Consider the following 14381-nt stretch of genomic DNA (forward strand, 5'->3'; position numbering starts at 1 on the left):
GACTATGACAGAACCCAGCAGAATCGGCGTCATCCGCGACATCAACGGACCCATCGTCACGGTCGAGATGCCCGGCGCCCGCAATGGCGAGCAGGTCAAGATCGGTGAATTGGGGCTGTTCGGGGAGGTGATCTCGCTCAGCGGCCTGCGCGCTGTGGTCCAGACCTACGAATCGACCGACGGGGTGCGCCCCGGGGAGGTCTGCGTGGGGCTGGGCTTCCCGCTCTCGGTAGAGCTTGGCCCCGGCCTCATGGGCGGGATCTTCGACGGGGTGCAGCGCCCCCTGGAGAAGATCGCCCTGCAATCGGGCGACTACATCCGCCGCGGCATCAACGTACCGGCCCTGGACCGCGCCCGCCAGTGGGCCTTTACACCCAATCCCGACCTGGAACCCGGGGCCCAGGTGGGGAGCGGCAGCGTGCTGGGCACGGTGCAGGAGACCCTGGCGGTCCTGCACCGCATCCTGGTCCCGCCGGGGATCGCGGGTGAACTGGAGGACCTGGCACCCACCGGCAACTATGACATCGAGGCGTCGATCGCCCGGGTGCGCACGGCCAAGGGCCATAGCCTGACGCTCAGCATGTACCAGCGCTGGCCGGTACGCAAACCCCGCCCCTATCGCAAGCGCGACGACGGGATCGCGCCGCTCATCACCGGGCAGCGGGTCATCGACTCCTTCTTTCCCCAGCTCAAGGGCGGCAAGGGCGCCGTCCCCGGCCCCTTCGGCGCCGGCAAGACCGTGGTACAGCAGCAGATCGCCCGCTGGTCCAACGCCGACATCGTCGTCTATGTCGGCTGCGGCGAGCGCGGCAACGAGCTGGTGGACGTACTGGAAACCTTCCCCCAGCTCACCGACCCCTACTCAGGGCGCAAGCTGATGGAGCGCACCCTGCTCGTCGCCAATACCTCCAACATGCCGGTGGTGGCGCGCGAGGCGTCCATCTATGTCGGCATCACGATGGCCGAGTATTACCGCGACATGGGCTATGACGTCGTGATGCTGGCCGACTCCACCAGCCGCTGGGCCGAGGCCCTGCGCGAGGTCTCGGGCCGGCTCGGACAGATGCCGGTGGAGGAAGGCTATCCCGCCTATCTCGCCTCGCGCCTGGCGGCCGTCTATGAGCGTGCCGGACGGGTGGAAACCTACGGCGCCGGCTCCGGCTCGGTCACCCTCATCGGCGCCGTCTCCCCCCCGGGCGGGGACTTTTCGGAGCCGGTAACCAGCCACACCAAGGACATCATCGAGACCTTCTGGGCCCTGTCAAAAGAATTGGCCGACGCCCGTCACTACCCGAGCATCGACTGGGTCACCAGCTTCTCCGGCCATGTCCACACCGCCGCTACCTGGTGGCACCAGGAGGTCGACCCCAACTGGGAACGCCACCGCACCGCCGCACTCGCGCTGCTGGCGCGCGACGCGGAACTCTCGCGCATCGTCAACCTGGTCGGCCCCGAGGCCCTGTCCGACGCCCAGCGCTGGGAACTGGAGGGCGCCTCACTGGTCAAGGAAGGCGTCTTGCAGCAAAGCGCACTGGATGAGGTCGACACCTTCTGCTCGCCGCAGAAGCAATTCGCGCTGCTGGATCTCGTCATCGCCATCTACCGCGACGGTGCGGCCCTGATCGAATTGGGCGTGCCGGTCGCCGAACTGCAGAATCTGCCGATTCTGGCCAAGATGCGGCGTATCAAGTCCATGTACAGCAGCGAACAGATGGATCAGATCCAGGCGTTTCGGGCCGAGGTGAATACCGCCATGGAGGAGATCCGCGGGGAGTATGCCAAGCAGGGCGATGCCGCGTAGGGTCCGCTGCGCGGACCTTGGCCCGGCTACCGGCCGCCGCAGCGGCGTCCCCGTAAGGTGCGCCGCGCGCACCCGTGACGGCAGGAACCTGATAAGGCGCAGATATGAGCAAAGCCTACACGGACATAGCGGCGGGACTTGCAGATGCCCTGGTTCACGCCAAAGGCGAGGCTACCGGCGTGGTTGAACACCAACCGGAACCTTTGGATGTCAGGGCGATTCGCGAGAAAACCGGAATGACCGAACAGCGTTTTTGTGCCACGTTCGGAATCTCGCTCGGCACGCTACGGCATTGGGAGCAAGGGCTGCGCGCGCCGCGCGGGCCGGCCAGAGTGCTACTCAAGGTGGTGGCGAGCGACCCACAGGCCGCAGTCAAGGCAGCGACCCAATAGTTTCGATAGTTCACTGCGCGGTTACCCTTGCGCGGAAATTCTCGGTCGCGATACCGGAAGCCCCGCGCGCCCTCAAGCGACCGCGGCGTCGCGTCCTGCGGATAGGCTGGGCCGCACTGGGGTACGGCGCCCCCAGTCGGTCGGCCTGAAGGCCGACCTACACGCCTTGGTGGCAGAAATGATGATCAGGGCGCCGGGGCGGCGTCCGCGTAGGGTGCGCCGCGCGCACCCGCCACGGCGCCAACCTGATAAGATCCCGATCTTGACTTTGGATGATCAAAGCTGTCCTGGACACGAGCGTCAACAGCAAGTCGAATCCACCGATGACATGCAAGCATTCAACCAATGGCTAAGAAAGTACGGGGGCGGCAGAATTGATCGGCCCTGCCGAGGGCCTGCAATTCGAGCTGGCGCTGGAGACCGGTCCGACGATGGACCTGGCCTGGGGTCATTGTGTGCTCCGTTTTCAGGCAGAAGCGGTCTGGTCCGGCGAAGACGCGGCGGGCCGAGAAACCGCGTTGCGCTGGACCTGGGTCGATCTGTTGGAGTTCCTCGCCCGCAATTGGCCCTGGCTGGTGCTGGAGGAATCCTACCCGATCCCCGTGACCCCACTATTCCCCGGCTCGCTGCGACGCGAAGCCGAGCACCGTTGGGAGAGCGGCGACCTCCCGGAGGAGACCATCGACCGGGAAGACGAGGCAGTCTATCGCTTCCTCTGCCGACACGACCTCGCGATGGCATTGACGGGCCTGTTCGTGCCATCCCTGATCTTGATGCGCCAAGGTAATCAATATCTCGTGTCCTGCCCGGCACTGGGGTTCAACGTATTGCGACCCTATCGGGAGATTATCGACACCTTGACCGCGTTAGGGGATCGCTTGGCAGCAGCGGTCGCGGACAGTCCGCAGCCGCGCGCCAAACTCGCGAACGCCCTCTGGCAAGAGCGTAGCGCGCGCCTATGGGCACAAGTCGTTCCGCTGCGTACCGGGCTGCAACCCGCTTGGCTCGAGCAATTGGCTGGCGACACTGCGGCCAACGACGACTGGGAGATCGACCCCGAGCAACCGGACGCGGATACTGAACTGCTCGCCGCCGCGCGCATGAGCACCGGCCACATCAGCATCGACAACCAGCGCACCCTGCTGCAACGGCTGCGCGCGGCGCCGCCAACTCAGAGCCCAGCACTCGACGCCCTCAGTGCGCGGCTAAGCAGCGACTTCTCCGAGATCGGACGCCCCTTCGAGCAAGGCTACTGGCTGGCCGATTGGCTAAGAGGCGCGCTAAGCCTTGCACCCGACGAACCAGCACATCCGGCAGAGCTACTCAAGCAATGGGGTGTCACCGTGGACCCCATTTCGCTCCCTCAGTGTGCGTTGGAAGCCATTGCTGCCTGGGGGCCGCGACATGGCCCGGTGATCCTTCTCAACCAGGCCGCGAACCAGCAGACCGAGCAGGTCAAGCCCGCCAATCTCTATCGCGAACGCTCGACGCTCGCCCATGAGATTTGCCACCTGCTGATCGACCGGGAGCGCGCGCTGCCGGTGGCCGAGGTACTGGGCGGCGGCGCCCCCGAATATGCGGAGAAACGCGCTCGCGCCTTCGCGGCTGAATTCCTATTACCGCGAAAATCCGCTGCGGCTGTCATCCGCTCCGCGGCGACGCTCACCGCAGCCATCGGGCAACTGCAACAACGGTTCCAGGTCAGCCGCGAACTGACCGCCTGGCAAGTGACTAATTCCAGTGCGTTTACGGCCTTAAGTCCCGAAGAACAGGCGCTGTTGAGCGAGATTCGGCTGGCCGGAAGCGCCGAATACCGGCACTGAGAGGCCGCAAGACCGCACGAACCTGCTAAGATTTCCCCCCGAAGCGCAGGAGTCCCGGCTCATCCGCCGTTCTCCGGTCCCTCGTCCTAACAAATTCGCAGGTACCCCGATGTCCATTGTACTCAAGGCCGAACCCTTGCCCTTGGTCGCCGATGCAGAGGGCCTGATCCGCGTCGGCACGACGCGCGTCACCTTGGACACCGTCGTCGCCGCGTTTAAGGACGGTTTAGCGGCCGAAGAAATCGCGGAGCAGTACCCCTCGCTGCCGCTGGGCCAAGTCTACGCCGTCATCGGCTATTACATTGACCACCAGGCCGAGGTAGACGCCTACCTTGCTGCCAGAGAAGATCGCGCCAAGGAAGTCCGTCAAGCAAACGAAAGGCTGTTCAGTCCGGTAGGGGTCCGAGCCCGTCTCTTGGCCCGCCAAGCGTCGCAGGGCTGAGGATGTTACCGCTGCTCGCCGACGAGAATTTCAACAACAACATCGTTCGCGGTGTTCTGCGGCGGGCCGATGACACCGACATAGTCCGCGTCCAAGACGTCGGGCTTTCCGGGGCCGACGATCCGACAGTGCTGGAGTGGCCCGCTCAGCATCAGCGGGTATTACTAACACATGATGTGAGCACGATCACTGCGTTCGCCTATGACCGCATTCGCAAGGGCAAACCCATGCCGGGTGTCTTTGAAGTCAATCGTAAAGTCGCCCTGAGTTTAGCCATTGAGGAAATCCACGCGCTGTCAACATGCAGCGAGGAAGGTGAGTGGGAGGGGCAGGTTCGGTATTTGCCGCTCAGGTAGTCTGAGAGAAATGAAGCGCAAGTGTTACCTGGAATGACTATAAGCAAGCACACCGACAAAGCCCCAGCGTATGTTGTCTGTATCGACAACTCCGATTATCCCGCATCCCTGGAATTGCATAAAATTTATCGTGTCCTTCCCGACGAAGATGCCGGCACGGACGCCGACCTGAGGATCATCGACGAGAGCGGCGAGGACTTTCTCTATTCTGCGGATCGGTTCGTTCCGATTGCCGTACCAATCGCGGCAAGGAAATCCATCGAACTGACGGTGCTTCCCATGAGGCTCTGATGAATAAAGTATACTGTGCCCAGAACTCCCCCTGTCCCCAGAACTCCCGAGCAAGTATGCCTTCCTGGCACGCGATACCGTCGCCCCTTATGTCGACAACCGGCCCCTGCGCGACTCCACCAAGCCGGGGTTGCGGCGCTATACGGCGGTGTATGTCGTCGGGGATGAGGAAGTGGGGCAGTATAGCGATGAGTTGGTGATGAATTGCGCCCCTTGAGGGCGGGCACTTCGATTGAGTCGGGCGCAATTAGGGTGTCCGGGAATAGTACCTGCTGAAAAGCCAGGTATAGATTTCCCACCTAATGCGCCCTATGTGCTGAGCGAATTGAAGCGGAAACAATGCGATCCTGCCCCCTTTATCAGTGTTGCGCCGGTTTCGCGCCCACTTCCCGAAGTTGGATGCAGACATCTACTTGCCCACACTACGCGATGCTCTAGTCCGAAGTTCCAGCATCGCCTAAGCGATAGGCTATTGATTCTCTTTATTTTTCAGAAAATCGTCGTGCAAACGTCTGGCTACACGCGGATCGTTTTGATCAAATCGAATGCCGTCTGCTGCTTGGGGTTAGGAGTGGTGTCGATGTTGAACAGCGCCTCATCGGCACTGGCCTGTTTACGTCGGCAGGTATTGCGAACGATGGTGGCTAGTTCATTGAGAAGGGTCCGGAAGCTGTGCGCCGGTGAGCCGTCGGCGAGTCGCTTGCTCGCCACTTTTTCCAAAGCCGCGTCCGAACGGGTCGCGGGCGCCACGGGATCGCGCTGGGTGAGACGCTCCTGATCTTCATCGGCGAACAGAAGACTGCGCCACGCCTCGCCCATGTGCCATTTGACGTAATAGGCGAGCATGCATAGAAACAGATGGGCACGCACCCGCTCTTCGGTATGGTGGTAGATCGGACGAATCTGTAGATCATCGCTTTTCAACGAGCGGAACGCCGCCTCGACGTGACTCAACCCCTTGTAATGGAGTACGACCTCGGCGCTGCTGACCTGCGCGACCGGCAGGGGCGTGCGAATGACGTAGAGCCCGTCCAGCGCCGCCTCTGCGGCCACCGACTCCTCATCGATATGGAAAACGAACTGCGTGGCGGTGATGTCCAGCACGACATGCTTGGCCATCTTGTACTTGTTGATCACGCGCCCGACCCGCACGCCGATCTTGTCCGGATCCTTCAGTCGGCCATTGGCGACCATCCGTTGTACCGTCTCTAATTCGGTGGTGGTGGCCGCGAGGAGCTGGCGCCGCTTAGCCGCACGCAATTTCGCCAGTTGCGGATTGCGACACGCGATCAGCCGCTCGCCGGGAAAGTCCTCGTCGGTGCATTCAAAGAGATTGCGCTCGTCGAATAAATCCATCTGGAGCGTACCGGCCGCCGCCAGTTGGCGAATCGCCCCGCTCTTGAGTGCCGTGATCCACGCCACTCCGGCACGCTCCCGCAGGGCCTCAACCTGGGTTTGCGAGATCATTCCGCGATCCCCCACCAGGATGACCGATTGCAGGGCAAAGTCGTGTTGCAGCTGATCCACCTGCGCCATCAAGGTCTCGGGGTCAGTGGTATTGCCCGCAAAGGCCGAGATGGCCACCGGACAACCGCGCGCATCAGTCAGCAAGCCGTAGTTGACTTGCAGCAGCCCCTTCTTCCCGTCACGGGAGTAGCCACGCGCGGCCAGGGGGCAGGACTCACCCTCGAAATAGCTCGACGAGAGGTCGTAGAGCACGCGGCCCCCCTCGTGCAGGTGGCGCTTGGCCAATCGTTGCTCAATGACCGCCTGACGCTCCCGCAGCCAATCCAAGGCCGCGTACAGCTCATTTTCATCAGCATCACTGACCCCGAACAGCTCGCCCAGGGTGCTGTGCTCCCAACTGCGCGTGGTCGCCAGTTTGCTTTGCGGGTCTAGCACCCGGGCGGCGATCATCGCCAGCACCAGATCCCGCTCTCGGCAGGCTTCGCGCCCCAAGAGCGCACTCAGCCGCAGGTGCTCCATCGCCAGCCTGATCGCATTGACCGCACCATGCGCGCGCGAGCGGATGATTTCAAAGACCTCATCAACGGCGGCCAACGGCTTGCCTTTGAGAACGGCACGAATCGCCTCGGCTTGTGACAGCGACAAGGCCGAGAGGTTGGCGATGGTGCGCTTAAGGATCTTCTTGCCTTCGCGAAACGACTCGCGGAGCAAGATGGCAGGGGGCGAGCTGCGGTTTGGAACGATGTCGATGTACATGGGAAAAAATATAGCAGGAAAACTCGAAATAACAAGCTATCTACGACCGTTTACATGGGTACACTTTAGAGCGGAATGACGGCAACAAGTACCTATTGAACAAAAATTTCAAGGGCTTGCGACGAAGATGAGAATGGTTCTCGCTGGAACTTCGGTCTAGTAGAGGAAACTATGCCCTGGTTTGACGAGCGCGGAATTGAGGAAGTCGGGCTTTTTGATGTTCGTAAAGCATATTCTAATAAGACGCTTATGCTACCCTTGTATCAGCGCAACGCGGTCTGGTCGGAAGGCCGCATCTGTGTCTTATGGGATTCTCTATTGAGAGGCTTCCCACTGCCTTCATTTTTGCTGACAAGAGGAAACGGTACCAGCCGACGTCTCAGCGAAAATGGAGTTATAGGGACGGTCATCGAAAAAATAGAAAACAAATATTTTGATGTACTGGACGGGCAACAGCGGCTTGCGGCTATTATTGCGGGTATTGAGCCAAATCCAAGCATCCGCTTGTGGATCGATCTCGCGCCACCTAGCGGGGCCGCCCATCCTTTACGGTTCAACTACTGGTTGCACCCCTGCACAAAGATATTCCCGTTTGGGTTTCACATGCTGGCAAGTGGCGAACATGACTTTGAAGCTCCGAGCGATCGCACACTTCGAGAGATATGGCGAGCAATCCAACCCATAGGGGACTTGCAGGGTAAAGATTATTACCAGTTACCCCTGGGGCGCACCTTTCCTTGGGAGGCGAAGTGTCCGGTCCCTTTAGCTGACTGCCTTGGCTTATGCCACTTGCAAGATTTAGAATTGGCATTGGAAATTCGAGTACTTGTTCGCGAGCATCAACAAGCGATGCATATCTTTAATAGGCCAACATTAACCGAAGACGAGATTCAAGCCCTCGATCTCGCGCCTCTGACCCGCGGTCTGAGGCGCGTGAAAAATGCAAAATTGGCTCTTCAGTTAATTTGCCTTGAGAACATAATCGAACAAGGCGAAGGCGAATATGAAGACGTTAGCTACGAGATTTTTCAGCGGATTGGCCGTGGCGGTGTGTCGATAACCCCTAGGCAACTCGCAGTTTCAAAGCTAATGCTGATGCTCGGCAAACCAGGCCATGATGCTCTTGCTGGCTTTCAGCGGTCTTATTATGGGCAAATGATCGAAGCGGAAGATGTCATCCACGCGCTGACCCGCGTTGCCTTGGCAAGCGCCTTGGCAAACAACCCGGTAGCAAATAATCACGAAACCGCCGATGATTGCGACATGCTTCACCTGAGTGCGGGTCGCTTGCACACGATAAAGAGTAAACACGCGGAAATCTGGCGAAAACTCGAAAATAAACTGAACGATTATTGTGAGCCTCTGAATGGTGCCAATGAAACCCGACTAAGCCACGGGCTCACGCATATTTTCGATCTATTGAGGTTTCGTCCCGATACCGACGCCGCCTCCAATCCCAACGGTTTTTCACTGCTTCAGCTTTCCTGCTCTACGGATAGCGAGGAAGGCATTGCACCGATCACGCTCCACCCGCTCTTGCTACGGGAATTGGAATTTTTCAATGGTGAACCGCCGGACATACAGCAGCAGGACGATATGCGTCGTTGGATTCTTTTTGCCAATGGAATTACTCGCGCCCGGCGAGATGACGCATTAAATCGCAAGGTATTCGATCAAGTCAGGAACGGCCCGCGGTTTTCTTTCCAGGCGATGAACGCCCTGGTTTTTGATGGTGTTGATGAGAATGGTCGTTGGCGTGAAACGCTAGGCTTCCGATGGAGTGAGCCCACGTTGAACGCAGATCAAACGGTCGGCGACATAAGCCGAGATCATCCGTTGTCGCTGCCTACGCCACGGGACATGGCAGTCCGGTCTGCCAGGCGTCTATTACTGAGAAGTGGGGCAGACTCCAGCGTGAACCGTTTTCTTTTGATGTGGAACCAGCGGGTCGGACTGGAGGCGATGTATGGCGAAACCGCGCATGAAGATATCCCCGCCCTTTTCGGCAAAGGCAGTCCATTCGAGGCAGATCACATCGTTGCGCGTAATCAGCTTCTTGGTAGAGGTATGACGATAGATGACGCCATATTGCAGCAAGGATGCAGTGCATTCTTCGGGAATGACGCCGATGTCGTCAATCATTTTGTTAGGGACTGGTGCTTTCGGAAGCATCTCCCTTCTATGCAAGGCAATTACCGCTTCTGGCCAAAGCGATTAAATCGTGCGGATCGAGACGATGAAGTAGCTACAAAAATGGATATGGAACAGATCCTTAGTCACCTTCAAGGGCATCCTTTACATGATCGCTTCAACCAAGCGCAAGACGCCAGCCGCCCTTGGCGTTGGAGCGGGATACCTCCGGAAGATCACGTGGAATGGAGCCCATTGCCACCGCACGGTAGGATTTGGACCGCTGATTTAGTAGAGCAATTTATCCGATGCGTGCTGAAACGTGAACATTTTCTCTACGGGAATGCGTACGGATTTTTGACCGGCAATGCGGTTGATGAGCTTAACTGCGAGGGAATCATTGACTGAATTATTTGAGGCGCACTAGGTCCCCATCACCCTATGAGTCGGCGTAGTACGGCTGACGCGCAGCGGAACCCGGCTACGCGACGTCACCAAAGAGTCAACACCGCCTAACAGGCGCCCAACCGTTCGTCGCTCTTCACCAACGGCGTCCTTGTAAGCGTTGCGGAGATTCGGGAGCTCCGGGAACAGTATGCTTAATTCGCCGGGAATCCAAGATAGCCTAACGGACGGCCCAAGAGCGAGCGCGCGCCATCGGGGTTCGTGGTAACTGATGCTGGCCGCACCCTGGAAATGGCCGTCTTTCCAGGCCCCGTCCAGGAGTTCGATGGGGCGCACCCCAAGGTTGAAGTTGTAGTGGGTGGAGAGGAATTGCTGGAAGTGACCGGAGACCGTGTTAAAGGCGAGCAGGGCGATGTAGGAGGGGTCCATGACAGGGTTGGTCCCTTGGCTGATCCGGGTTGGCAATTATAGTCCGAGCGGCGTTGCAGAGCACGATCCGCAACACCGACGGCGCTGGGACGCTCGCGTCGATGTCTGCCGCTAGCCGTTTTACAACAGTCGGTTGCAAAATGTGTCGTGCTCGCCCATCACGTCAGGGACAATGCGGGCTTCCAGCCAACCGCGACGGGCGGCTCTGATCGCCCAGGGTGCGCCGCGCGCACCCGTGGCCACACGAACCTGATAAAATTCCGGGAGAAACCCAGGAATTCCTGCCGAATCCGGAAGCCGACTCATGAGCCAAGTGACACTCAGCGCGAACAGATTCCGAGTCCTTGAGAACCTGAACTGGTCTCCGGACGGCCTCTGCCTCCTCGTCGGCGCCAATGGTTCAGGCAAGACGACGACGCTTGATCTGCTGCGCTTCCTGCGTAATTTCTTCGAGCGAGGGCAGGAGAATGCCTTCCTCAGTATCGACGGCGGCCATATCCGAACCCGTGGTCTGGCGGAAGGCGAGCCGGTCGAACTGGAGTTCGCGATCGGCGAGATCCGCTGGCGATTAAGTTTGCCGCTCTCCGATTCGGGCTTCACGGGCACTTATGGCGAGACCCTGCTGCGCGGTGACGAGACTATCCTGCATACTGAAATGTTTTCCGATTATTGGCTTCTCGGCCAGACGCGGATTCCACGCGACGGGCAGCGCTGCGGTGCCGCTTTGTATTGGGATCGTCACGAACCGGAGTCGAAATGGATGCAACCATTGGCGTCTGCCTTGAAGGGCACTCGCGTCTACAAGTCGTTTTCTCTTAATAAGGTTCAGCATCCGGACAGCCGGGACCATCCGATACAATTTCTGCACGGAACCGGCATTAATTTATGGTCGGTTCTAAATAGCTGGAAAGGCGCGCCGATGATGTACGGCGGACAATACGAATGGGTAATGACGCAAGCCCGCAAAGCGTTTCCGGACCTGATCGGTAGCATCGAGTTCGACCGAGGGTTACCCTATCTCTTCCCACCGGACTCCACCGACCCGGCGGATGGGCTGCCACCGGCCCGCGCAGCCGATGGCCTACTGACCGGATTGCTCCAACTAACCGCGGTAGCCGGCGCGCAGCGGGGTGCGCTCATTGCATTCGACGAGATCGAGAACCAACTGCACCCGCACGCGATCCGTAAGATCCTGGGCGCGATGCGCGAGCGCGCCGAAGAACATGACTTGACGATCATCATCACTTCGCACTCACCGGTCGTCATGAACGCCTTTCGACGTGAGCCGGACCAGTTCTACGTCTTCGAGCCGGGCGCGGCGCGGATGCCGGTCGCACTGACCGATCTGCACGACGAGGATTGGCTGTCGGCATTTATGTTGGGTGATCTCTATGATCGACTGGAGTTTGCCGCACCGGCGACTCTGCACGCCGGAGATGATTGAGCGTGCGCATTGCGATCCTACCGACCGGCCGCATGGAATGGCAGGCACTCCCGGGCGCCCTGGGTCGGCTTTTCCCCGAGCATGAGTTCTACAGTCTGCCGACGCAAGAGGAAGTTGAGTCGAATGAGGCAATCGACTTTCCCGTACCGTCTTTTACCTCCTGCGACGTGTTGCGCCTCGCCGGTAAGCTTTGCGCAGCAGATAAGCTGATCGAGCGTGCAGTTGCCGAGGCGATCGGGGACCGGCGATCCCAACCCGCCGACCTGGTCCTGATCATCGACGACCTTGAACTCGATAATATCCACCAGCCCGCCGCGGTAGTTGGCATCATTCGCCAAGCCGCTCAACGATACCTGGAACGGATTGCAGCCGACGGTGTGAATACTTACCGCCATACAGAGGCCCTGCGCGAGCGGGTTTCGTTTCACCTGGCCAAGCCGATGATTGAAGCCTGGCTTTTCGCTGACCCGGCCGGACCAACCAATGCCGGCGTATCCGTATCGCGGATACCGAGACTGAAGACCCCGAACGATCCGGAGTGCTTTTGCAGCGATGACCCGGCGTTCGCGGCCGACTCAGGTGCCGACTGCATGGCATGGCATGCATTACCCGACGACACGCTGAAACAGCGGAAGAAAAAGCAAGATTCTCGACCAATCTGGCTGAAGTGCAGCAGTCGGCGGTCCCTGCACCCGAAGGCGTACCTCGCCTGGCTGTGTCTGGATGGTGCCGAAAAGAAGTGCAGCACCTATTCCGAGAGCAAAGGAGGTGCCTATGCACTGGAGCGAATTGCTTGGGACAGCCTGTTGGCCGAGATCGACCACTGCTGCTTTGTCCGGTCCATGGTCAACGATATCGCATCTTGCTTAGGCGTTACCCCAGCGTTCGCGGGCGCCTGCGCACCGGAAACCGATCTCGCCGACAAGCGTCGCCGGAATCGGCTGCTGCGCAATGTTTGAAACATTCAGTGCTGTCCCATCTATCCACCAACAGGCCGATACCGCCCATCAATGACCCACATGCTGGAAGAACGCCACGACCCCGAGCCCCTGGAGCGCCGCCCCGAGGCGCGCACCTTCAAGGTCGAGGACCTGCTGGCCGAACTGCGCCTCGGACGGGTACGCATTCCACCCTTTCAGCGTGGCATCAGATGGAAGTGGCAGGATGCCGCCAAGTTCTTCGATAGCCTCTACCGCGGTTATCCGGTCGGTACCCTGTTATTCTGGGAGACTGGCGCGGAGCCGGCGGACGTGCATTTCGGCTCGGTCCACATCAGCGCGCAGGCACGCACCGACGCACTCTGGGTCGTGGATGGTCAACAGCGGCTCGTCTCGCTCGCCCGGGTGATGCTGGCGCCGGAGCCCAACCTGGATGACTTTGCACTCTATTTCGATCTCGATCAGCGCAGCTTTGTTCGACCGCCGGAAGACCTTACCGAGGACCCCTCCCGCTGGCTGCCCATGACCGAGGTCTTGGATTCGGAACGGCTGATGCAGTGGGCCTTCGAGCATGTCACGAACAACTCGGTGCGACGCGAGCGGGCCTTCACCCTGGGCCGGCGTATCCGGGATTACGAAATCCCCGCCTATCTGGTCCGCACCACCAGGGAAGAGACCTTGCGCGAGGTCTTCGGGCGTACCAATTCGAGCGGCGTGAGCCTGAGTCAGACGGAGGTCTTCGACGCACTGCACAGTGCGCGCGGGCCGGTGCGACCGGCGACACTCGGCCAGATCGTTTCCGCTCTGGAGGCACTCGATTTCGGCCGGGTCGAGGAGAAGTTGCTTTACCGGCTGCTGCGGACCTTACGGGGATTGGATGTGATCGAGCGGGCGGACGACGGGCCGCGGCACCTGTCCGAGGCCGAAGCCCTGGCCGCCTATCGCGAAACGGCTGAAACGGCCGAGCGGGTCATCCAGTTCTTCAGGGCCGACGCCGGCATCCCCCGCTATGAACTGCTGCCTTACAAGAAACCCTTCGTGCTGCTCGGGAAATTCTTCAAGCACTATCCCAACCCCCGGCCGCGCTCGCGCGACCTGCTGGCACGCTGGGTCTGGCGCGGGGCCCTCAACGGCGCACACCGGGGCGACACGGTCTCCACGCGGGCAAGCCTCGAGCGCATCGTCTCAGGCAGCGAAGACACGTCCGTCCAGCGGCTATTGGAGTTGGTGAAGGCACGCCCAAGGGCCTTGCCGGACGCGGCCGACCCCTTCAATTTCCGACACGCCACCAGTAAGTTGCAGGCCTTGGCCTTGCTGGATTTGAAGCCCCGCGACCTGGAAAGCGGGGCACCGATCGGCCTGGACCTGCTCGCCGGACCGCAAGAACAGGTCTTATCGATGCCCGCGATCACCGAGCGCGACTCGGGGGCACTGGCGAAGTCCGTCGCGAACCGGCTGCTTCACCCTAAAGGTCCCGGGCTGCGGCGACTCCTGGTCGAGGTGGTCGACCCTGTCATCCTGGCCTCCCACGGCATCTCCGAGGATGCCATCGAGGCCCTGCGCCGCGACGATATAGACGGCTTTTTCGCGGCACGGGCGCGGGTCCTGCGCAACCATTTCGACCGCTTCTTCGCCCGCCACGCCCGCTGGAACGAGCCGGACCGCCCGTCGCTCGCGGCCTTGATGGTCGATGACGAGGAGGTCTAA

12 protein-coding genes are annotated in these 14381 nt (G+C 60.3%); 10 read left to right on the plus strand and 2 right to left on the minus strand.

Features of this window, described 5'->3' with window-relative positions; translation table 11 throughout:
• The first annotated feature begins 4 nt into the window (after positions 1-4).
• The 6 genes from THSYN_RS19900 (at position 5) to THSYN_RS19925 (ending at position 5105) form a co-directional block, all read left to right on the plus strand.
• A complete protein-coding gene (locus THSYN_RS19900; RefSeq protein WP_100920662.1) occupies positions 5-1801 on the plus strand; it encodes a V-type ATP synthase subunit A in 1797 nt (598 codons plus the stop codon).
• 104 nt (positions 1802-1905) lie between these two features.
• On the plus strand, positions 1906-2193 hold the full coding sequence (locus THSYN_RS19905; protein ID WP_100920663.1) for a helix-turn-helix domain-containing protein: 288 nt from the start codon (positions 1906-1908) through the stop codon (positions 2191-2193).
• A 431-nt stretch (positions 2194-2624) separates the two neighbouring features.
• Complete coding sequence (locus tag THSYN_RS19910; protein ID WP_157817806.1) at positions 2625-4016, plus strand: ImmA/IrrE family metallo-endopeptidase; 1392 nt, start codon at positions 2625-2627, stop codon at positions 4014-4016.
• Between the two features lie 109 nt (positions 4017-4125).
• Positions 4126-4458, plus strand: coding sequence for a DUF433 domain-containing protein (locus THSYN_RS19915; protein ID WP_100920665.1), 333 nt, complete (start codon positions 4126-4128; stop codon positions 4456-4458).
• A gap of 2 nt (positions 4459-4460) precedes the next feature.
• A complete protein-coding gene (locus THSYN_RS19920) occupies positions 4461-4814 on the plus strand; it encodes a DUF5615 family PIN-like protein (RefSeq protein WP_100920666.1) in 354 nt (117 codons plus the stop codon).
• A 33-nt stretch (positions 4815-4847) separates the two neighbouring features.
• Positions 4848-5105 (plus strand): hypothetical protein, encoded by a 258-nt coding sequence (locus THSYN_RS19925; RefSeq protein WP_100920667.1) that lies wholly within the window; start codon positions 4848-4850, stop codon positions 5103-5105.
• A 516-nt stretch (positions 5106-5621) separates the two neighbouring features.
• On the opposite strand, the gene THSYN_RS19930 is transcribed toward THSYN_RS19925, so the two are convergent.
• Positions 5622-7328 carry an IS1634 family transposase gene (locus THSYN_RS19930; protein WP_100920668.1) on the minus strand — a complete coding sequence of 569 codons (1707 nt, stop codon included), beginning with the start codon at positions 7326-7328 and terminating at the stop codon, positions 5622-5624.
• Between the two features lie 171 nt (positions 7329-7499).
• Between THSYN_RS19930 and THSYN_RS19935 the strand changes: the two genes are divergently transcribed.
• A complete protein-coding gene (locus THSYN_RS19935) occupies positions 7500-9866 on the plus strand; it encodes a DUF262 domain-containing protein (RefSeq protein ID WP_100920669.1) in 2367 nt (788 codons plus the stop codon).
• Between the two features lie 15 nt (positions 9867-9881).
• Here the strand turns inward: THSYN_RS19935 and THSYN_RS19940 are convergent, their stop codons facing one another.
• Complete coding sequence (locus THSYN_RS19940) at positions 9882-10292, minus strand: hypothetical protein (protein WP_100920670.1); 411 nt, start codon at positions 10290-10292, stop codon at positions 9882-9884.
• Between the two features lie 304 nt (positions 10293-10596).
• Between THSYN_RS19940 and THSYN_RS19945 the strand changes: the two genes are divergently transcribed.
• The 3 genes from THSYN_RS19945 to THSYN_RS19955 are packed head-to-tail and all read left to right on the plus strand — an operon-like array spanning position 10597 to position 14381.
• On the plus strand, positions 10597-11736 hold the full coding sequence (locus THSYN_RS19945; protein WP_100920671.1) for an AAA family ATPase: 1140 nt from the start codon (positions 10597-10599) through the stop codon (positions 11734-11736).
• 2 nt (positions 11737-11738) lie between these two features.
• Positions 11739-12695: a hypothetical protein gene (locus tag THSYN_RS19950; protein WP_100920672.1), complete on the plus strand. Its 957-nt coding sequence runs from the start codon at positions 11739-11741 to the stop codon at positions 12693-12695.
• A 51-nt stretch (positions 12696-12746) separates the two neighbouring features.
• Positions 12747-14381: a DUF262 domain-containing protein gene (locus THSYN_RS19955; protein WP_236848623.1), complete on the plus strand. Its 1635-nt coding sequence runs from the start codon at positions 12747-12749 to the stop codon at positions 14379-14381.

The sequence above is a fragment of the Candidatus Thiodictyon syntrophicum genome (assembly GCF_002813775.1).
Taxonomy (GTDB): domain Bacteria; phylum Pseudomonadota; class Gammaproteobacteria; order Chromatiales; family Chromatiaceae; genus Thiodictyon; species Thiodictyon syntrophicum.